Origin of the sequence: Nonomuraea helvata, from assembly GCF_039535785.1 — a bacterium.
Taxonomy (GTDB): Bacteria; Actinomycetota; Actinomycetes; order Streptosporangiales; family Streptosporangiaceae; genus Nonomuraea; species Nonomuraea helvata.
This window is the reverse complement of record NZ_BAAAXV010000009.1, coordinates 1,494,148-1,512,811: the sequence shown is the minus strand read 5'-3', so window position 1 is coordinate 1,512,811 and position 18,664 is coordinate 1,494,148. Positions and strand designations below refer to the sequence as shown.

General features: G+C 69.8%; 26 protein-coding genes. 12 read left to right on the top strand and 14 right to left on the bottom strand.

The genetic code is table 11. From position 1 onward, the window contains the following. Window positions 1-24: 24 nt before the first annotated feature. The gene (locus tag ABD830_RS40045; RefSeq protein WP_344999219.1) at window positions 25-345 is read right to left on the bottom strand and encodes an ArsR/SmtB family transcription factor; all 321 of its coding nucleotides are present in this window, start codon (window positions 343-345) and stop codon (window positions 25-27) included. Between the two features lie 58 nt (window positions 346-403). Between ABD830_RS40045 and ABD830_RS40040 the strand changes: the two genes are divergently transcribed. Continuing rightward, window positions 404-730, top strand: coding sequence for a putative quinol monooxygenase (locus ABD830_RS40040; protein ID WP_344999217.1), 327 nt, complete (start codon window positions 404-406; stop codon window positions 728-730). Window positions 731-1,278: 548 nt separating this feature from the next. Here ABD830_RS40040 and ABD830_RS40035 read toward each other — a convergent pair. Then, window positions 1,279-1,455, bottom strand: coding sequence for a hypothetical protein (locus ABD830_RS40035; RefSeq protein ID WP_345002269.1), 177 nt, complete (start codon window positions 1,453-1,455; stop codon window positions 1,279-1,281). A 48-nt stretch (window positions 1,456-1,503) separates the two neighbouring features. Beyond that, window positions 1,504-1,902 carry a VOC family protein gene (locus ABD830_RS40030; protein WP_344999216.1) on the bottom strand — a complete coding sequence of 133 codons (399 nt, stop codon included), beginning with the start codon at window positions 1,900-1,902 and terminating at the stop codon, window positions 1,504-1,506. A 93-nt stretch (window positions 1,903-1,995) separates the two neighbouring features. Between ABD830_RS40030 and ABD830_RS40025 the strand changes: the two genes are divergently transcribed. Continuing rightward, the gene (locus ABD830_RS40025; protein ID WP_344999214.1) at window positions 1,996-2,574 is read left to right on the top strand and encodes a helix-turn-helix transcriptional regulator; all 579 of its coding nucleotides are present in this window, start codon (window positions 1,996-1,998) and stop codon (window positions 2,572-2,574) included. A gap of 112 nt (window positions 2,575-2,686) precedes the next feature. Here ABD830_RS40025 and ABD830_RS40020 read toward each other — a convergent pair whose 3' ends face one another. After that, complete coding sequence (locus ABD830_RS40020; RefSeq protein ID WP_344999213.1) at window positions 2,687-3,070, bottom strand: hypothetical protein; 384 nt, start codon at window positions 3,068-3,070, stop codon at window positions 2,687-2,689. Between ABD830_RS40020 and ABD830_RS40015 the strand changes: the two genes are divergently transcribed. Further along, entirely contained in the window at window positions 3,069-3,608 is a 540-nt protein-coding gene (locus ABD830_RS40015) for a 2'-5' RNA ligase family protein (RefSeq protein ID WP_344999211.1), read from the top strand. The genes ABD830_RS40020 and ABD830_RS40015 overlap by 2 nt on opposite strands. Before the next feature lie 330 nt (window positions 3,609-3,938). Further along, entirely contained in the window at window positions 3,939-4,604 is a 666-nt protein-coding gene (locus ABD830_RS40010) for a sensor domain-containing protein (protein WP_344999209.1), read from the top strand. Window positions 4,605-4,679: 75 nt separating this feature from the next. Here ABD830_RS40010 and xylB read toward each other — a convergent pair whose 3' ends face one another. The 4 genes from xylB to ABD830_RS39990 form a co-directional block, all read right to left on the bottom strand. Further along, complete coding sequence (gene xylB, locus ABD830_RS40005; protein WP_344999207.1) at window positions 4,680-6,083, bottom strand: xylulokinase; 1,404 nt, start codon at window positions 6,081-6,083, stop codon at window positions 4,680-4,682. Then, window positions 6,080-6,325 (bottom strand): hypothetical protein, encoded by a 246-nt coding sequence (locus ABD830_RS40000; protein WP_344999205.1) that lies wholly within the window; start codon window positions 6,323-6,325, stop codon window positions 6,080-6,082. The genes xylB and ABD830_RS40000 overlap by 4 nt, the downstream gene beginning before the upstream one ends. A gap of 29 nt (window positions 6,326-6,354) precedes the next feature. After that, on the bottom strand, window positions 6,355-6,543 hold the full coding sequence (locus ABD830_RS39995) for a hypothetical protein (protein WP_344999203.1): 189 nt from the start codon (window positions 6,541-6,543) through the stop codon (window positions 6,355-6,357). Between the two features lie 89 nt (window positions 6,544-6,632). Further along, window positions 6,633-7,082: a MarR family winged helix-turn-helix transcriptional regulator gene (locus ABD830_RS39990; RefSeq protein WP_344999201.1), complete on the bottom strand. Its 450-nt coding sequence runs from the start codon at window positions 7,080-7,082 to the stop codon at window positions 6,633-6,635. 61 nt (window positions 7,083-7,143) lie between these two features. On the opposite strand from ABD830_RS39990, the gene ABD830_RS39985 reads away from it, so the two are divergent. From ABD830_RS39985 to ABD830_RS39975, 3 genes are all read left to right on the top strand, one after another. Then, entirely contained in the window at window positions 7,144-7,653 is a 510-nt protein-coding gene (locus ABD830_RS39985) for a VOC family protein (RefSeq protein WP_344999199.1), read from the top strand. A 44-nt stretch (window positions 7,654-7,697) separates the two neighbouring features. Next, window positions 7,698-7,928, top strand: a complete 231-nt coding sequence (locus ABD830_RS39980; RefSeq protein ID WP_344999197.1) for a hypothetical protein — start codon at window positions 7,698-7,700, stop codon at window positions 7,926-7,928. 88 nt (window positions 7,929-8,016) lie between these two features. After that, entirely contained in the window at window positions 8,017-8,178 is a 162-nt protein-coding gene (locus tag ABD830_RS39975) for a winged helix-turn-helix transcriptional regulator (RefSeq protein ID WP_345002225.1), read from the top strand. Here the strand turns inward: ABD830_RS39975 and pip are convergent. Together pip and ABD830_RS39965 are read right to left on the bottom strand one after the other, a co-directional pair. Then, window positions 8,170-9,147, bottom strand: a complete 978-nt coding sequence (pip, locus tag ABD830_RS39970) for a prolyl aminopeptidase (RefSeq protein WP_344999195.1) — start codon at window positions 9,145-9,147, stop codon at window positions 8,170-8,172. The two genes, ABD830_RS39975 and pip, sit on opposite strands and share 9 nt — an antisense overlap. A 2-nt stretch (window positions 9,148-9,149) precedes the next feature. Beyond that, window positions 9,150-9,662, bottom strand: coding sequence for a hypothetical protein (locus tag ABD830_RS39965; RefSeq protein WP_344999193.1), 513 nt, complete (start codon window positions 9,660-9,662; stop codon window positions 9,150-9,152). Between the two features lie 182 nt (window positions 9,663-9,844). Here ABD830_RS39965 and ABD830_RS39960 point away from each other — a divergent pair, with 182 nt between their 5' ends. The 5 genes from ABD830_RS39960 to ABD830_RS39940 all read left to right on the top strand — a co-directional run bounded on the left by ABD830_RS39960 (window position 9,845) and on the right by ABD830_RS39940 (window position 15,001). Beyond that, entirely contained in the window at window positions 9,845-10,972 is a 1,128-nt protein-coding gene (locus tag ABD830_RS39960; protein ID WP_344999191.1) for a S1 family peptidase, read from the top strand. A 156-nt stretch (window positions 10,973-11,128) separates the two neighbouring features. Next, window positions 11,129-11,494 carry a VOC family protein gene (locus ABD830_RS39955; protein WP_344999189.1) on the top strand — a complete coding sequence of 122 codons (366 nt, stop codon included), beginning with the start codon at window positions 11,129-11,131 and terminating at the stop codon, window positions 11,492-11,494. Window positions 11,495-11,568: 74 nt separating this feature from the next. Further along, the gene (locus tag ABD830_RS39950; RefSeq protein ID WP_344999187.1) at window positions 11,569-12,255 is read left to right on the top strand and encodes a DUF998 domain-containing protein; all 687 of its coding nucleotides are present in this window, start codon (window positions 11,569-11,571) and stop codon (window positions 12,253-12,255) included. Window positions 12,256-12,311: 56 nt separating this feature from the next. Further along, window positions 12,312-14,630 carry a sensor histidine kinase gene (locus ABD830_RS39945; protein WP_344999186.1) on the top strand — a complete coding sequence of 773 codons (2,319 nt, stop codon included), beginning with the start codon at window positions 12,312-12,314 and terminating at the stop codon, window positions 14,628-14,630. Beyond that, the gene (locus ABD830_RS39940; RefSeq protein WP_344999184.1) at window positions 14,627-15,001 is read left to right on the top strand and encodes a DUF742 domain-containing protein; all 375 of its coding nucleotides are present in this window, start codon (window positions 14,627-14,629) and stop codon (window positions 14,999-15,001) included. The genes ABD830_RS39945 and ABD830_RS39940 overlap by 4 nt, the downstream gene beginning before the upstream one ends. Before the next feature lie 28 nt (window positions 15,002-15,029). Here the strand turns inward: ABD830_RS39940 and ABD830_RS39935 are convergent, their stop codons facing one another. The 4 genes from ABD830_RS39935 to ABD830_RS39920 are packed head-to-tail and all read right to left on the bottom strand — an operon-like array spanning window position 15,030 to window position 18,483. Further along, a complete protein-coding gene (locus ABD830_RS39935; RefSeq protein ID WP_344999182.1) occupies window positions 15,030-15,602 on the bottom strand; it encodes a GTP-binding protein in 573 nt (190 codons plus the stop codon). After that, entirely contained in the window at window positions 15,583-15,945 is a 363-nt protein-coding gene (locus ABD830_RS39930; RefSeq protein WP_344999180.1) for a DUF742 domain-containing protein, read from the bottom strand. Before ABD830_RS39930 ends, ABD830_RS39935 begins: the two co-directional genes overlap by 20 nt. After that, the gene (locus ABD830_RS39925) at window positions 15,942-16,349 is read right to left on the bottom strand and encodes a roadblock/LC7 domain-containing protein (protein WP_344999178.1); all 408 of its coding nucleotides are present in this window, start codon (window positions 16,347-16,349) and stop codon (window positions 15,942-15,944) included. The genes ABD830_RS39930 and ABD830_RS39925 overlap by 4 nt, the downstream gene beginning before the upstream one ends. Before the next feature lie 13 nt (window positions 16,350-16,362). After that, window positions 16,363-18,483 (bottom strand): sensor histidine kinase, encoded by a 2,121-nt coding sequence (locus ABD830_RS39920; protein ID WP_344999176.1) that lies wholly within the window; start codon window positions 18,481-18,483, stop codon window positions 16,363-16,365. Window positions 18,484-18,664: the final 181 nt, after the last annotated feature.

The window sequence follows — 18,664 nt, the reverse complement described above, 5'->3', positions numbered from 1 at the left end:
AGGACTGCCAGTGCTCCTGGTGGGCTAATCAGCCGCAGTGTCCCCGGTTCTGCCCGTCGCGCTGCCGGACTCCAGCTCCTCGGACAGGAGCTGCAACAGACCGGGCAGATGACGCTCGATGTCCTGCCTGGGCAGTGAGACGGCGCTGCCGTTGCCGTGGTCACGCTGCATGATCAGCCCCGCCTCGCGCAGCACCCGGAAGTGATACGTGCGCGCGGCCTTCTTCACCGGCAGGTCGAACGAGCCGCAGGCACGCTCCCGGTCTTCGGGATCGGCCGCGAGTTCGGCCACGACCTGGCGGCGGGAGTCGTCGGCCAGCGCGCGGAACACCTTGCCCAAATCCATGGCTCACTCCTAGGTACGATTTGCATCATACCTGGTCTGATGGCTAGCGTTGGCAGGTATGGAAATTGTCGTACCTGAAGGAGGCGGGGCAGTCGGTATCTACGGCTTCGCCCGGCCGAAGCCTGAGCGCGCCGATGAACTGGAGCGACTGCTGCTGTCATTCGTGGAGCCGACCAGGGCCGAGCCTGGCTCGATGCAGTACCAGGTCCACCGCGACGTGGCGGACCCCAGCACGTTCGTGTTCTACGAATTGTGGCGGTCGGCCGACGACCTGCGCGCGCATCTCGCGCGTCCCGAACTCGCACACTTCCAGCAGCACCGCATGGAGTACCTACGAGAAGACCTGGAGATCCACTGGCTGACGCCCCTCAGCGTGAACCCCTGACCCCATTGTCAGCGTATCCACGCCGATACGCTGGACAGAGTGACCGACCTTGGCCAGGCGCCCACCACATGCGTCGGTACCCGAAGAACGTCGCCGCCATCCGCATCGCATGAGCAGGCAAGACGAACGGCCGCCCACTCCCCGCTATCGAGGGAGCGGGCGGCCATCGCCGCGACGCTCGGGGTCAGCGCGGAATTTCGTGCGGCTATGCTGACCGCTGACAGCAATTGATCAATTGTGTTGCGACGGCCCCTCGAATCCGCCGATCGGGGAGAGGGCCTTTTTCATCTTCAAGGGTGTCGTAGTTTCAGGGCCGACCGGGGTTGCCGCCCCCGCCGCACAGATGCAGCCCTGACGATCGCCACAACGTGGCCGGTCGCCGTACGCGGTCGGGGACGATCGACGATCCAGGGTTCGTTCCTCACCCTGGTCCACTGAGCAACGCGGTTGCGGTCTGCCGCCTCAAAGACACGTCCTTCTGGGCTCCGGCGGAGGTTACCCCCTAGCTGTGGTGTCTCAGGAGGTTGGTTCCACGACGTCCTCGAACGTCAGTTGCTGCGGGACAGTGTCGAGCGGTTCCGGCAGCGGCGCGACAGCCCGGCCTCGGCAGCGACGTGCGCGATCGGCCGGCCGGCGTCGATCCGCAGGCACAACCGCAGCCGTCCCTCCGAGGTAAGCGGTGTCCCCCTGCCGGTGGCGCTCCTGGACTCGGCGGCCGCGTTCATCGGGTGCCCTGGGATTTCAGGGCTCCGCGTGAGCGGCTGTGCGTGGTGTCAGCGTGCGAACTTCTCGATGGCCGCCGGGGTGACGGGGGTGAAGAAGTTGACGAGGTTGCCGTCGGGGTCGCGGAACAGCAGCGACCGGTTGCCCCAGGGCATCGTGGTGGGCTCGGTGACGAAGTCGGTGACGAAGCCGGTCAGGTTCTGGTGAACGCGGTCCACGTCGTCGACGCGGAACTCGATGATCACGCTGCGGTTGTCCGCCGGATGGGCAGAGCCCGGGGCGAACAGCGGGACGGTGCGGGTGCTGGCGATCGCGAGGGCGGCCTTGGGGGTCTTGAGTTCGGCGAAGTCCTCGGTGGCCCACATCGCCCGCACCCCTGTGGCTCGCTCGTAGAACTCGACGAGGCGCGCGACGTCGCTGGTGATGATGCGGATCGAGACGAAGTCCATGGGGATCTCCTTGGCTGTGATGAAGGCGTGCACGTCGCAGACTAGGAGAAATAGTGGACAGAATCGGTCCACTATTCGCGTTAGGCTGCGGACATGCCCCGACCCACCGGCCGCGTGCTGACACTCCTGGAGCTGCTGCAGTCGGGCGGCACCCGGACAGTGGCCGAACTCGCCGACCGGCTCGGCGTCGAAGGGCGCACCGTGCGGCGGTATGTGGACCAACTGATCGACCTGGACGTGCCCGTGGAATCGGTACGCGGCCGCTACGGCGGGTACCGGCTCGCCCCCGGCTACCGTCTGCCTCCGCTCATGCTCAGCGACGACGAGGCGCTGGCCGTGCTGCTCGGCCTGGTCGCCGGCCGCCGAGCAGGGCTGACGACGACGCAGCACACGGCAAGCGAGACGGCCTCGGCCAAGATCCGGCGGGTGCTGCCCAAGCACGTCGCCCGCCGGCTGGACACGCTCCTGGAAGCTCTCGCCTTCACGGATCAGCCCGGTGAGTTCGCCACCCCGGACGCCGGGGTCCTGTGGCGGTCATCCGTCCGGGGCACATCACGGGCCCCGGACGGGTGCCGGTCGGCCCGGCCCTCGTCCTTGGTGCGAGGGGCCGCCGGGCGCAGGGCGGATGATGACCACCGCCAGGAACTCAGCCAGGGATCACGTGCTCCCTGAGGAAGCGGCTGACGCGGGGACATTCGCCCGTCCCCTGCCAGCGGACTCCGGCGTCTTGTGCGCCGGCCTGCTTGAGGATGGGCTACCGTGCGGTCGCTGCGAACGCCCCTACTTAACGACAGGCGTTGCAATCGTCGCACAAAGTTTTGATCCAGAAGCGTTCCCTGGCCTGACCGGGATTGCCGCAGTACTCACAGATCGTGGCCGACTCCTGTTCGGCGGCGTGTACGAGGAGTTTCGCCGCGTCGTCCTCCTGCTTGTAGCGGTCCGCCTCGTGTGGTTCGGGCCACATGTCCCCACCCTCGTGCAGGTGCCGCAGCAGGCCGGTGAGGAGGTAGATGCGCAAGGTGCCGTACTTCTCCTTGACCTGCTGGACACTGTAGCCGGGGCTTACGGTCAGCAGTTCCTCATGGAGGCGCAGCAGCAGCGGATGCCAGCCCGGGCCGACGCCGTGGAGGTGGCAGATCCGCTTCGAAGCCTGAGATTGTCCAACCATGTCTGACGGCACTTCAGGCCGGTATCGAGCAGGCGAGACAGCGTTACTGGCCGTGGTCAAGGAAGCCGAGCCATCGGTCGGGCGCTGGCGGCGGCGTTTCGACTCCTCTGCCTCGGCCGGGGTTCCCGCACACGTGACGGTGCTTGTGCCGTTCCTGGACATCGATCGCATCGACGCTGCGGTGATCGACGAGCTCAGGGAACTGTTCGGCGAGCACAGCCCGTTCACCGTCCGGTTCGACAGCTGCCGGCGTTTCCCTGACGTGCTCTACCTCGCGCCGACACCCGACCAGCCGTTTCGGGCGCTGACGGAGGCCGTCGCGGCGCGCTGGCCCGAAGCACCGCCCTACGGTGGACAGTTCACGGAGGTCATCCCGCACCTGACTGTTGCTCACGGTCAGCAGGCGCACGTGCTCGACGAGGCGGAAGCTGCGTTGACCGTGCTGCTCCCCATCACGGCCGACGTTGCGTCGGTCAGCCTCTTCGTCAGTGACGGCGATCGCTGGCACCAACGCGCTGAGTTCCCGCTACACGGATGATCTTCGCTGTGCAGAGGGCCGCGCCGATCATGGTGTCCCGGTCTGGCGCTGATGCGCGTGCAGGCACAATCGGGTCGTCGGCGACGTTCAGGCCGGCCGCGCCGTAGTTTGCCGTGCTGATGATCGGCACCTCCATGCGCGTGTCGAACGCCAAGGCCAAGGCCGAGCTCGGCAGGTACACCCAGCCTGCCCGACTACCGGGAGGGCATCCGTCACGACGTCACCGCCTGAAGGACGGTGCCGCCTCGGCAGCGGTAGGGCTGTCCCTACCACGCACAGGCCCGTACGCAGGGTCGATGGCGGCGGGCCCCGGCTCGTAGCGTTCTTCCCATGAGAGCCCTCCAGCGCCGTCTCGCCACCGACACCCGCTACACGTTGCTCGGCCTCCCGCTGGCCGTCGCCTCCTTCGCCGTCACCACCGTCGGGGTCTCGGCGGGACTCGGCAGCGCCGCCGCCTTCGTCGGACTGCCCGTGCTCGCCGCGACCGCCGCCGCCTCCCGCCACCTCGCCGACCTCGAGCGCGTCGCGCTCCCCGGCGTGCTCGGCCACCCGGTCGCCCGCCCGCCGTACGCGCCCGCCCCCGAGGGAGCGGGCTGGTTCCGCCGCGCGATGAACCCGCTGACCAGCGGCCAGGCGTGGATGGACCTGCTGTACGGGATCATCGCGCTCCCGTTCTCGCTGGTCGCCTTCGTGCTCACCACGGTGTGGTGGGCCGGGGCCGTCGCCGGTCTCACCTTTCCCATCTACGGCTGGGTCATCGCCCGGATCCCCGGCGCCGAGCACGGGGTGGTTCTCCAGTGGCTGGGCCTGCCTGACACCCCCACGATGTACGTGGTCGCCACCACGGCCGTGGGCGTCCTGTTCGCGCTGACCCTGGTGCCGGTGGTCCGGATGGCCGCCCTGCTCAAGGCGGGCGTGGCGCAGGTGCTGCTCACCCGCGCCGTCCACCAGGAGAGGCCCGCCATGACCCGGGAACCGGCGTGGCTGGCCGGCTGACGATCCGTCCCTTTTCCATGGCCGCCTCTGTCCCGCGTGAGCCGGACAAGGCGGCCATGGCCACAGGCGTCTCTGTCAGTCGAGGATGTGGGAGGTGGCGCGGGCGTAGCGGTCGCGGATCGAGGGGATCGCGTCCCCCTCGTACGTCTCCGTCTCCTCCGACCGCCAGTCCGGCGAAGTGACCAGGGTGGCGGCCTGGTGGGCGGCGCCGTTGGCGACGTACTCGGCCGGCGGCGGCACCGTGATCGGGACACCGAAGACCGTGGGGGCGATGCGGCGGACCGCCTCGGAACGGGCCGCGCCGCCGATCAGCAGCACCCGCTCGGGCTTCATGCCCAGCGCGTCGAGGGCGTCGGCGAGGCCGCACAGCATGCCTTCGATGGCCGCCCGAGCGAGGTGGGCGGGCGTGGAGGTGGCCAGGGTCAGCCCGTGGATGGAGCCCGTCGCGGTGGGGCGGTTGGGGGTGCGCTCGCCCTCCAGGTACGGCACGAGCGTCAGCCCGTCGGACCCCGGCGGCGCCTGGAGCGCGAGATCGCTCAGCTCGTCCAGGCTCACCCCCGCGATGCGGGCGGCGGCATCCATGACGCGGGCGGCGTTGAGCGTGCACACAAGGGGGAGGAAGCGGCCCGTGGCGTCGGCGAAGCCGGCGACCGCGCCGGTGGGGTCGGCGCTGGGCGACTCCGCGACCGCGAACGCGGTGCCGGAGGTGCCCAGCGACACCACGACATCACCTGGCCGGGCGCCCACGCCGAGCGCGGCCGCCATGTTGTCGCCCGTCCCCGGTGCGATCATGACCGAGCCGCCCTCGAAGGCGGCCTCCGTCGGACCCAGCACCCGGGGGAGCGCCGGGACCGCCCCGAACGCCAGCTTCAGCAGGTCCGTGCGGTACGTCCCCGTCGCCGGTGACCAGTAGCCCGTCCCCGAGGCGTCCCCCCGGTCCGTGGTGAGCTGGTCGATCGGCGGCACAGGGGCGTCAAGGGAGAAGTCGCCCGAGGCGAGCGCGCCGGCCAGGCGCCACGTGAGCCAGTCGTGCGGCAGGCAGACGGCGGAGGTACGGGCGGCACTGTCGGGCTCGTTCTCGGCCAGCCAGCGCAGCTTGGTCACCGTGAACGAGGCGACCGGCACCGACCCCACCGCGGTGGCCCACGCCTCCGGACCGCCCAGCTCCGCGACCAGGTCGGTGGCGGACCGGGCGGAGCGGGTGTCGTTCCACAGCAGGGCGTCGCGTACGACATTTCCGGACTCGTCCAGGCAGACCATGCCGTGCTGCTGCCCCGCCACGCTGATGGCCCGCACGTCGGAGAGCCCACCGGCCTCCTCGATGGCCCGCAGCAACGCGGCCCACCAGTGCGACGGATGCACCTCCGTGCCGTCGGGATGCGGCGCGCGGCCCTGCCGCACCAGCGCGCCCGTCTCCGCGTCACGAATGACGACCTTGCAACTTTGTGTCGAGGAATCGACCCCAGCGACCAGCGTCACCCACGAACTCCTAACAAGTGCTCCAGCGAAAGCTGGTTGACATGCGTGAAATGGTATCCGCGCGCGCCGGCCAGCTCCGGATCGAAGTCGCCGGAGGTCAGATCGGCCGGCGTCCCGCCGCGCAGCCCGGTCTCGGCAAGCGCTTTCCTGAAGGCCGCGATCGCCCGGTCGCGATGGGGCTGGACGGCGAGGACCGTCCACAGACCGAACGTGAATCGATCTTCAGGGGTTGGCTCGTACATGTCTCGATGCTCCCCCGGCGATCAGTTGTTCACAAGCCCGAGGGGTCGCGCCCGACGCTGATCTCCTCGGCGATCTTGCGGATCTCCGCCACCTCGAGGCCGGGCGCCTTGGGGAGGTGGCGCATCAGCGCCTCCATCACCACGGGCACGGGCTGGCCGGCGAACCGCCCGGCAATGCCGTGGACCGCCCTGAACAGCGCCTCTTCGGTGTCGCGCATCGGCCTCTCCTTCGTCGGGTACCCGGAGAACGGTACGGCCTCCACCCGACAGATTTCTCGCTCCCCCACCCCGCGTGTCCCGCGGAAGATCACGCCTCCAGGGTCCTGCGGACCGCGACGCAGATCTCGTCGAGCTGTCGTACCTGCTCGGGCGTCAGCGCGTCGAACAGGCTCCGCCGTACCTCCTCCACATGCCCCGGCGCGGCGGCGGCCAGCGCGGCGAACCCGTCGTCCGTGAGCACCGCGAGATTGCCGCGCCGGTCGGCGGGGCAGCGCTCGCGGCGGATCCACCCGCGCTCCTCCAGGCGGGCTACGGCGTGCGAGAGACGGCTCTGGGAGCTCTGCGCCCTGGCGGCCAGCTCGCTCATCCGCATCGAGCGTCCTGGCGTCTCGGAGAGCGCCACGAGGATCATGTAGTACGTGTGCGGCATGCTCGCGTCCCGCTGGAGCTGGCGGTCGAGTGCCTCGTCGATGAGCTGGGTCGCCGCCAGGAAGTTGCGCCAGGTGTGCTGTTCGTCCGCATCCAGCCATCTCGTCATGGGGCCAATTTACTTGAACTCTCATATACTTGACCTGGACTCGGCAGAAAGGGGAAAAGCCATGCCTGTCCAGCGGCTCAACCACGCGGTCCTCTACGTCCGTGACGTGGAACGCAGCGTCGCCTTCTACCGCGAGGCCCTCGGCTTCGAGGTGGTGATGGGCATGCGGGGCGCGGCCTTCCTGCAGGCTGCCGGCTCGACGAACGATCACGACCTGGGCCTGTTCGAGATCGGCGCGAACGCGAGCCCCTCGCCGGCCGGGCGCACGTCGGTCGGCCTCTACCACCTGGCGTGGGAGGTCGACACCCTCGACGAGCTGGAGCGCGTCGCGCTCAAGCTCGCCGAGCTGGGCGCGCTGGTGGGCGCATCCGACCACGGCACGACGAAGGCGCTGTACGCCAAGGACCCGGACGGGCTGGAGTTCGAGGTGTCGTGGCTGGTGCCGGCCTCGCTGCTCACCGAGGAGATCCTCGCCTCGCGTGCCGGCATCCGCCCGCTCGACCTGGACGCCGACAAGGAGAGGTTCGGTGGGCAGACCCGTGGCGGGGTGGGGGTCTCGATCCCGGTCTGAAGTACCGTGGGTGATATACGGCCCTCCTTCCACGGAGAACGGTCATGCCAAGCGATCCTGACCACGTGCTCGACGCCATCGACGGCGTCGTCGACGAGTGGGAGACGCTGAGCGCGGACGCCATGCGCTGGGCGCCTCCCGAGACCAAGAGTCCCGACTTCATGGCCGAGATGACGGAGATCTTCGGCCCGCTGGTCAACGCCTTCGCGCAGGCGTTGCGGCCCGTCAGCGACGCGTTCGAGCGGGTGCTGCACACCTTCGACGAGGACGACTAGCCGGTGGTGCGGCGCCCACCGCTACGCCGACCTCAAGTCGGCCATTCCCGGCATCAACGACACGATGCTGGCCCGCCGGCTGCGCTAGCTGGAGGCCGCCGGCCTCGTCGAGCGCCGCGTGCTGGCCACGTCACCCGTCCGGGTCGAATACCACCTGACCGAGATGGGGCAGGAGCTGCGGCCCGTGCTGGACGAGCTGGTGACGTGGGCGCACAAGTGGATCCCGTTGCCAGAGGCGAAATCAGCCTAGACGGGACGGCTGATTCCGCTCCGCCAGCCTGCCGACCACGGCCACGAGCGTCTCGCCCAGCCCCGGGCCGTGGCCGGCGCCGTCGAGCACGATCAGCTCGCAGCCGGGCCACGCCCGTGACAGCCGCCACGCCGTCTCCAGCGGTGTGCTCACGTCCAGCCGCCCGTGCACCAGCACCCCGGGCACGTGGCCCAGCCCCGCCACGCCCCGCAGCAACTCGTCGTCCCCCAGCCAGGCGGCGTGCCGCCAGTAGTGGGTGACCAGGCGGGCGAACGTCACGCGGAAGTCCCGGTCGTCATAGCTCGGGTCGCGCTCGAGTCCCGGGAGCAGCCGTACGTGCCGGTCCTCCCACTCGCACCAGGCGGCGGCCGCCTTCTCCCGGACCGCGAGGTCCGGATGCTCCATCAGCCTGGCGTACGCGTCGGCCAGGTTCCCGTCCCTGTCCTGCTCGGGCACGCCGTCCCTGAACCGCGCCCACTCCTCGGGGAAGACCCGGCCCATCTCGCGGGTGATCCACTCCACCTCGCGCCTGGTGGTGGTGCCGACCCCGAACAGCACGACCTCGGAGACCCGGTCCGGGTGTCGCACTGCGTACGCGAGCCCCAGCGTCGCCCCCCACGACCCGCCGAACACCATCCACTTGCCGATCCCGAGATGCTCCCGCAGCAGCTCCATGTCCGCGACCAGGTGATGTGTGGTGTTGGCGTCGAGGCTCACCGCCCAGTCGCTGACGCTCGGCGTGCTCCTGCCGCATCCGCGCTGGTCGAAGAGGACCACCTGGTACGCGTCGAGGTCGAACTTCCGGTACCAGCCCGGCCCCGCGCCTGAGCCGGGCCCGCCGTGCACGACCACGGCCGGCTTGCCCTCCGGATTGCCCGCCACCTCCCAGTACACGAGGTTGCCGTCGCCGACATCAAGCATCCCCTTGTCGTACGCATGCATGTGCTCGCCCTTCCGATCTAACAGCACTGTTACATTAGCCGCTGTGATCGTTCCGCGCGGCGGGAAGGGATCCGCTTGGGCAGGGGCGGCGGCTTCGGGGCCTCCTGCGGCTCGGGCGGCGGCGGGTCGGCCTTCCTGGCGCTCCGCCAGCGCGAGGGGAAGACGGAGGCGGCGAGCAGGATGCACCCCGTGGGGAGCGACCAGGTGTAGAGCAGGGACATGTAGCCCTCGAGGAACTCGCTCGGCACCTGGTCGAAGCCCATCCGGTGGTCACCGCCCAGGGCGATGCGCACCAGAGCCGCCCCGATGAAGCCGGTGAAGGCGAGGCCCGGCAGCAGGGAGGCGAGCGGCGAGATCCTCGACCCCGCGAGGGTGCCGATCAGGATCAAGGTGCCGACGAACACGGCCATCACGACCCAGTCGACGGTCATGCGCGCCGTGTCGCCGAAGCGCTCGAACCCGACGATGAAACCGGCCGCGATCAGTGGAGTGGCCAGCAGTCCCGCGCCGGCGCCGAGCAGGTGACGAACACCATTACGCACAGAGAACACCTCCAGCCACGCGACCCTACCGACCCACCCCGCCGATCACCTTTTAGGCGGTAAATCAGCGGTCCGATCCATGCCCGAAAAGCCCACATAACACCGAAATAGGGGCTCTTTGGCATGCTGGCAGAAGCCGTACCAAACGTTAGCTTGACAGCACCCCCACCCGAGGAGTGCACATGTTGAGTAAACGCTGTGCGCTGGTGAGCGGCGTCATCCTCGCCGCCTGCCTGGCCACCCCCATCAGCCCCGCAGCAGCTGACCAGGCATCTCAATCCGCCTCCCCAACCCCGCCCCCTTCCGTGGTCGACGCGCTGGAGCGCGACCTCGGCCTCTCCGAGCAGCAGGCACTCACCCGGCTGGCCAACGAGGAACGCGCCGCGGCCACGGACGCCACGCTGACCGCCCAGCTCGGCGCGTCGTACGGCGGCGCCTGGCTGAACGACGACGCCTCCAAGCTCCTGGTCGCCACCACCGACCCCGGCACCACCGCCACGATCGAGTCGCACGGCGCGCAGCCGGTCGTGGTCGCGCGGTCGCTCGCCCAGCTCAACGCGATCATGCAGCAGGTCGACCGGGCCCCGAGGCGCGTCCAGGCCGCGGCCGCGCTCTGGTACGTGGACGTGAAGACCAACAGCGTCTCCATCCAGGCGCCCACCGTCGAGGCCGCCGAGGCCCTGGCCGCGGCCGCGGGCGTGGACCGCAGCGCGGTCAGCGTGTCGGCGACCGCCGAGCGGCCCGTGCCGCTCATCAACATCATCGGCGGCGCCCCGTACTACATCGGCTCCAGCCGCTGCAGCGTCGGCTTCTCCGTCACCAAGGGCAGCACACCGGGCTTCGTCACCGCCGGGCACTGCCGCCTGGCCGGCAGCACGACCAGCAACCCGACGGGCACCTTCCAGGGCGCGTCCTTCCCGGGCAACGACTACGCCTGGGTCGCCGCCCCCGGCAACACCCCGCAGCCGTGGGTACGCGGCTCCGGCGGCGCGAACGTGATCGTCCGCGGCTCCACCCAGGCCGCCGTCGGCTCGTCCATCTGCCGCTCCGGTTCGACCACCGGCTGGCACTGCGGCACCATCCAGCAGCACAACGCCACCGTCAGGTACTCGCAGGGCACCGTCACCGGCCTGACCCGCACCAACGTGTGCGCCGAGCCGGGCGACTCGGGCGGCTCCTTCATCTCGGGCAGCCAGGCCCAGGGCATGACCTCGGGCGGCTCGGGCAACTGCACCAGCGGCGGTACGACGTACCACCAGCCCGTCAATGAGGCCCTGAGCGCGTACGGCCTCACGCTCAAGACCGGCTGAGCCCCCCGTCGGCTCCGCTGACCGAAACCCCGCGCCGCGTGCCCAGGACGAACTGGGCACGCGGCGCGGCTGTTCTCTGCCCCGCTCGCCGATGAGTTTTCGCGCCTCGCCCGGTCTGCCCCTGTGGAAGAGATTCGGACCCACTGGTGAGGAATCATGTTCGAGAACACGAAGGCGTTCAGCGGGTTCGCGGTGAACGACATCGCGGCGGCGAAGCAGTTCTACGGCGAGACGCTGGGACTGCGCGTCTCGGAAGAGCACGGGATGCTCACTCTGCACATCGCGGGCGGCAGGGACATCCTCGTCTACCCGAAGGAGCAGCACACCCCGGCCACGTTCACGATCCTCAACTTCCCGGTCGAGGACATCGACAAGGCCGTGGACGAGCTGACGGCCCGAGGAGTGCGCTTCGAGCGCTACGAGGGCTTCCCGCAGGACTCCAGGGGCGTTCTCCGCGAGGGACCGCCCATCGCCTGGTTCACGGACCCGGCGGGAAACGTCCTGTCGGTCATCCAGCAATAGTCAGGGTCGGCTCAGGGGCGCCTCGGGGATGGCGCCCGATGTGAGGCGAGGGTCACGGGCGGGAGAGTGGGCCCATGACCGCAGTGCAGAGGCTCTACCCCCTGATCGCCTGTGCCTCCATCCTCATCTCGGTGGTCGCCGTGGTGGTCGGGCAGTTCGGGCCCGACCCCTACCTCGACCCCCTCAATGTCACCGTCAGCGAATACGCCGTGTCCGACCGCGGGGGCGTCACGGAGGTCGCGATGGCGGTGCTGGGGATCGGGTCGCTGGCGCTCCTGGCGGGGCTGCGGTCGGCGGGAGCGCCGGTGCGGGGGATGCCGGAGTGGTTGCTCGGGGTGTGGTCGGGAGCGCTCGTGGTGGCGGCCCTGGTCCCGACCACACCCCTCGGGGCGGATCTCGATCTGGCGGCGCAGGTTCACCGGTACGTGTCCGTCGCGGCGTTCGTCAGCCTGCCTGCCGCCGGCGCCCTGCTGGTGCCCAGGCTCGGCTCAGACGGCCGCTGGCGGCCCGTGGCGCGGGTGGTGGAGTGGGTGGCCCTGGCCGGGGGGTTCGGGCTGCTGGCGATCACCTACGTGGCCATGCCGGGGGACCGGGTGCTGATCGGGCTCGTCGAGCGGTTGCTGCTCGGGGCCGAGGTGAGCCTGCTGGCGGTGCTCGCCGTCTGGCTGACCCGGCTGGCGTGGCGTCCGGGCGGCGATCCGACCAGCGCACGAAGCAGGAATTTCCCCGCATATCACGAAATTATCGCGAGTCGATCTTAAAACCATCCGTTTCGGTGCTATTCTCTCCCGCGATCTTCTATCCGGGAGCAGGTGTCATGGCATCGGGCAGATCCATCAGATTCAAGATCTCGACGCTGCTCGTCATCCCCTTGATCTCCCTGATCGCGCTCTGGGGCTTCGCCGCGAGCACCACGTGGGGAGAGGCGCTCAGCCTGCTCAAGGTCGAGACGATCTGGACGGGCGTCATCAACAACGCCGACGGCCTGACCGGCAACCTCCAGACCGAGCGACTGGCCTCCGCCGAACAGTTGGCGGGCACGGTCACGGCCCCCGACGCGCTGAGCAAGGCCAGGGCCAAGGTCGACAACAACAGGAAGAAGCTGCGCGAGCAGGCGATGAGCGAGGACGTGCAGTCGGCGCTCACGCAGGACATGAAGACGCAGCTGCAGGCGGTGTTCGAGGCGGTCGACCGGATTCCGGACATCCGCCGCAAGGTGGACGACCGCAAGTTGGCCCCCGGCGCCCTCGTCACCGAGTACGCGAAGGTCTCCGACGAGATCCACCTGCTCTACTCCCGGCTGACTGTCAGCACCGACCTCGAGCTGGCGCTCCAGGCGCAGGGCCTGATCGCCGCCGACGAGGTGCGCGAGCTCCTGAGCCGCGAGCACGCGCTGATCGTGGCCTCGAACGGCCGGCTGACCATGATGTCCGACCTCCACCTGCTGGCGGGTCTCGACAGCACCAGGACGTACCTGTTCCCCAAGGCGCTGGCCAACCTCGACACCGACCTGCGGGCCCCGTTCGAGAAGCTCTACTACTCCCCGCGCTACAACACCATGGAGAACCTGCTGGAGAGCTACATCTCCGGCCAGCCGGTGGACGTCGAGCTCTGGCGGGGCGTGGCGGACGCGGTGCAGAAGGAGTACAGAGAGGCCGTCTGGCGCACCGGCGACAAGCTGCTGGCCAGGATGGAGCCCGCGGGCGTGGGCATCATGGTGCGGGCCGCCGTCGCGGGCGCGCTCGGCCTGATCGCGGTCGTGTTCTCCATCTTCATCTCGATCAGGGTCGGCCGCAGGCTCACCAGGGAGCTGGGAGGACTGCGCCGTACCGCGTTGGACCTGGCCGAGATCAGGCTGCCCAACGTCGTGGCGAAGCTGCGCAAGGGCGAGAGCGTGGACATCGCGACCGAGGCGCCGCCCATCACGGTCGCCAAGGACGCGACCAGCGAGGTCAGCGACCTGGCCGCGGCCTTCGACAGCGTGCAGGGCACGGCCGTGGACGCGGCCGTCGAGCAGGCCAGGCTGCGCGAGGGCGTGTCCGAGGCGCTGCGTAACCTCGCCAGGCGCAGCCAGTCGCTGCTCCAGCGCCAGCTCAAGATGCTGGACGAGATGCAGCGCCAGACGGAGGAGCCGGAGGCGCTGGAGCGGCTGTTCCGGCTCGACCACCTGACCACGCGTATGCGCCGCCACGCCGAGGGCCTGGTGCTGCTGTCGGGCGGCTCCGCGGGCCGCAGGTGGCGCGGCGTCATCCCGGTCGAGGACGTGCTGAGCGGCGCGGCGGCCCAGGTCGAGGAGTACACCCGGGTACGCGTCTACCCGATGTCCGAGTGCGGTGTCTCGGGCGCGGCGGTGGCCGACCTGATGCACCTGTTCGCCGAGCTGATCGAGAACGCCGCCTCCTTCTCCTCGCCCAGCAACGAGGTCTCCGTACGCGGCGAGATCGTCGGCAGAGGCTTCGCGGTCGAGATCGAGGACCGCGGCCTCGGCATGGACGAGGCCACTCGCAGGGCCATCAACGACCGCCTGGCCAGCCCGCCGGACTTCGACCCCTCGCAGACGGAGCGGCTCGGCTTCGCGGTGGTCGCCATGCTCGCGGCCAGGCACGGCGTCCGGGTGACGCTCAAGCCCTCACCGTACGGCGGCACCACCGCCATCGTGCTCCTGCCGGGCTCGCTGGTCGAGCCCATGCCGAGCCAGGTCCCGGTACAGCCGATCGAGTTCGAGTCCGTCTCCGTGTCGGTCGTACGGTCCGAGCCCACGGGGCCCCACGAGCTGCCGCGCCGCGTCCGTACCAGCAAGCGCGGCGGCGGCCAGGCGCCGGGCGGGCTGCCGCAGCCGGCCCAGCAGGAGCCGCAGCAACTGCCGCAGCAGCTGCGCCAGGAGCAGGAGGAGTCGGGGCTGCCCCGCCGCCAGCGGCAGCGGGAGACGGGCCTGCCGCAGCGCGATCGGCAGACCGGCCTGCCGCAGCGCGACCGGCCGGTCGGCCTGCCGCAGCGGCTCAAGCAGGCGCCGCCCCCCGCGTCGCCGGCCCCGGAGCGCTCGCCGGAGGAGGCCAGGGCGCTGCTCTCCTCGCTCCAGTCAGGCTGGCAGCGCGGGCGGCAGGACAGTGAGCAGGATGGGGGATCTCAGTCGTGAGCGAGCACGAGTGGGTCGACGAGGAGGCAGGGCCAGTCGTACGGCCGTACGCGGTCGCCCGCGGGCGCACCAAGCCCACCTCCTCCTCGGAGCTCGACCTGCTGGCGACCGTCGTCTCGACGGGGTCGCCCGTCCCGGCCAAGGCCGAGCTCACCGCCCAGCACCGGCGGCTGCTGAGCGCCGTGAGCGGCCAGACCAGGCCTGTCGCCGAGGTGGCCTCGGACCTGGGCCTGCCGGTCGCCGTCGCGCGGGTGCTCATGGGGGACCTGCTCGAGCACGGCCTGATCACGGTACGCCCGCCGCGCGACGAGGCCACCACCGCCACGGAGAGCCTTCTCCGAGAGGTGATCAACGGCCTGAGGGCGCTCTAGGCGGCCGCCCGGTTCACCGAGGTGGCCGCTAGTTCGCCGAGGTCAGCGTGCGCAGGGAGTGCTCGACCAGGGTGATCATGACTTCCTTGGCGGAGGCGCGCCGCCGAACGTCGCACAGCATGATCGGCACGTCGTCGTCCAGGTCCAGCGCGACGCGCACGTCCTCCACGCTGTGGCTGGCGGCCCCGTCGAAGCAGTTGACCGCGACCACGAACGGCGTGCCGCGCTGCTCGAAGTAGTCGAGGGACGGGAAGCAGTCGGTCAGCCGCCGCGTGTCCGCGATCACGACCGCGCCCAGCGCGCCGTGGGACAGCTCGTCCCACATGAACCAGAACCGCTCCTGGCCGGGCGTGCCGAACAGGTACACGACCAGCCCGTCGCGGATGGTGATGCGACCGAAGTCCATCGCCACGGTCGTGGTGTTCTTGGCCTCCACGCCATCGAGGTCGTCGACCCCGATACCGCGGTCGGAGAGCACCTCCTCCGTGCGCAGCGGCTTGATCTCGCTGATCGACCCGACCAGGGTGGTCTTGCCGACGCCGAACCCTCCCGCGATGAGAATCTTCAGCGCGACGGGGTCCTCAGAGAGCACGGAGTCCATTGATCACTTCCTTGAGAATGCGCTCATTCGACCGCGACCCTCCGGCGGAGGGCGACGTCACCGAGATGAGGCCGTGGTCACGCAGGTCGCCCAGCAGGACCCGGACGACACCGACGGGCAGGTCGAGCTCGACGGCCAGGTCGGCCACCGAGATCGGGTTACGGGCTGCCCGCAGGATCAGTTGTTGCTCAGGACCGAGCTCGCCGGGCGGGTCGCCGATGGCGCGCACGGATGCCACGAGGTCGAACGCGTCTCCTGAAGAGCGCGTGCGACCCCGGATGAGAGCATAGGGCCGGACGACGGGCCCCGCCTCCTCATCGAACCACTGCGGGCCATGGCTCATGACGCTCCAGCGCGCGGATTGGTGGTGATGTGCTGGCCTACCCGCTTGACCAGCATCGCCATCTCGTAGGCGATGTGGCCGACGTCCACGTTCGCATCGGCGATCACGGCCAGACACGTGCCCTGTCCCGCAGCGGTGACGAACAGGAACGCCGTCTCCATCTCCACAATGGTCTGGCGCACGTCGCCGCCGCCGAAATGGCGTCCGGTGCCACGGGCCAGGCTCTGGAACCCGGCCGCCACAGCCGACAGATGCTCGGCGTCCTCGCGGGACAATCCCTGGGAGTAACCCACAGCCAGACCGTCGGTCGACAAGAGGACAGCCTGGCGCACGGCGGCGACCCGGGTGGTCAGGTCGTCCAGCAGCCAGTTCAGTTCACCGGTATTGGTGCTCGGCGCAGTCATGTATCCCCCTTACTCATGGCCCCTCCTCAGAGGCTTCTTCTCGGGCGCGTTGGGTTCCTCGCTGGAAGGCGGAGAACAAGTCCCTGACCTCGTCGGGAGAGCGTTCGGGCCGCGGCTCCTGCTCGGCGGGCCGCTCCTGCCCAAGCGACTCCGGCTCGCCGGGCTGCTCCTTGAGCTGAGGCGCCAGGTTGGCCTGGCGCACCCGCCTGGGCAGCCCCGCGTGGGTGCCCGAGGTCACCACGGCGAGCGCCTTCCTGCGCGTACGGCTCGGCAGGTCGGCCTTGCCGTCACCCGCGCCCAGCGCCGCCTGCTCGGTCACCATCGAACGCGGCACGAGCACGACGGCCGCGGTGCCGCCGAAGGGCGAACGCCGCAGCAGCACCTTGATCCCGTGCCGCTCCGACAGCGCGGCCACCACGAACAGGCCGAGCCGGTCGCTGTCGGCCAGGTCGAACTCCGGCGGCGCGGCGAGCAGCGCGTTGAACGCGGCGTACTCGCCGGTCGACAGCCCCAGCCCTCTGTCCTCGATCTCGATGACGAACCCGTTGCTCACCAGGTCGCCGCGCACCTGGACCGTGGTGTCGGGCGGCGAGTAGATGGTGGCGTTCTCGACGAGCTCGGCCAGCAGGTGGGTGATGTCGGCCGCGGCCGTGCCGTCGACCGCGCCGGCCGGGATGTCGTCGACGTTCACCCTGGTGTAGTCCTCGACCTCCGCGACGGAGGCCCGGACGATGTCGATCATGGGCACCGGCTTGCGCCACGCCCGCCCTGGCGCGGCCCCGGAGAGGATCATCAGGCTCTCGGCGTGCCGGCGCATGCGGGTGGTCAGGTGGTCGAGCCGGAAGAGCTCCTCCAGCCGGTCAGGGTCGTGCGTACGCCGCTGCATGCCGTCCAGCAGCGCGAGCTGGCGGTGCAGCAGGCCCTGCTTGCGCCGGGCGAGATTGAGGAAGACCTGGCCGACCCCGTGGCGCAGGGCGGCCTGGCCGACCGCCGCCGTCACGGCGGTGCGCTGCACGGAGCCGAAGGCCCTGGCCACGTCGGTGATCTCAGCGGAACCGCTCACCTTGATCGCCTTGGCCTCCTTCTTCACGTCGACGTCCTCGCCCCGGCGCAGCCGCTCCACGATGTCGGGCAGGCGTGCCTGCGACAGCTCGACGGCGGCGGAACGGAGCCCGGCCAGCTCTCCGGCCAGGCGACGACCGAACCGTACAGAGATGATGATCGACGCGAGCACCGCGATCAAGCCGAGGCCGCCCGCGATGGAGATCTCGACGATGGTGCCGGTGGCGGCGGCGGACGCGCGTGCGGCCAGGATGTCCGCCGAGGAGGAGCTGAGCCGGTCGAGCCGGGTCGTGAGCCTGTCGATCGTCTGGTTCCAGCCGTCGGAGCTCATCGGCGGGGCGCCGGTCCTCGTGATCCGCGCCTCCATGGTGGCGAAGGTGAGGAACGGCTCGGTGGCGAAGACCTCCTCGTACGGCTTGCGCAGCTGCACGTCGAGCCCGGCGAGGCCGCGCGCGTGCAGGAACTTCCTGGAGGCCGCGTACTCGGTGAAGGCGGTCACCTCCGGCTGGGTGAGCCGGTGGTCGGCCGTCGCGCCGACGATGAGCGCGCGCTCTCTGGCGATGTACTCGCTGGCCATGCCCATGGCCTGCAGCGAGGAGGCCTGCTGGAAGATCGCCAGGTCGGAGACGGAGACGAGGTGGTCGTAGAGGGTGAAGATCGCATCGAGGATGCGGTTGTACTCGTCGAGGCCGGCGAGGCGGGAGCCGAGGCCGCCGTCGATGTCGGCCCTGATCGGTCCGAGCCGGTCGAGGGCGGAGTCAAGGGAGTCGATGGGCTGGCGCAGCTCGTCGCTGACCGCGCTGCCGGCCTCCATGACCGCCAGCTTGAAGTCGGTGACGGACCTGTCGGTGTGGGCGCGCTGAGCGCCGAGGGCCGTGGTGAGCTTACGCGTAGTGAGCGTCTCGGCGGAGCGCACGCGCTCGGCCTGCAGCTGTAGTCCCAGGTCGGTGGAGGTGAGGCCGATCGTCCGGTAGAGGGTGTTGGCGCGGAGCAGTGACTGGGCGTCGCCCATGGTGAGGTTGAGGACGAAACCCCAGAGCGCGCTCAGAGACAGGAGCGGTAGCAGCAGCAATAAGAAGATCTTGAACCGAATAGACCGGTTTCGCGAGCTCATGTCCCAACCTCAAGTCCGGGGCATTTCCACACCTTGTGTAAATACACCTCCGGAAGATCGCATAGGAGACTAGCATCGTTTATGGTTCCGGCGCAGTGGGAGGAACGCGTTCATTACCGTGATTATTGGGACAAGATCG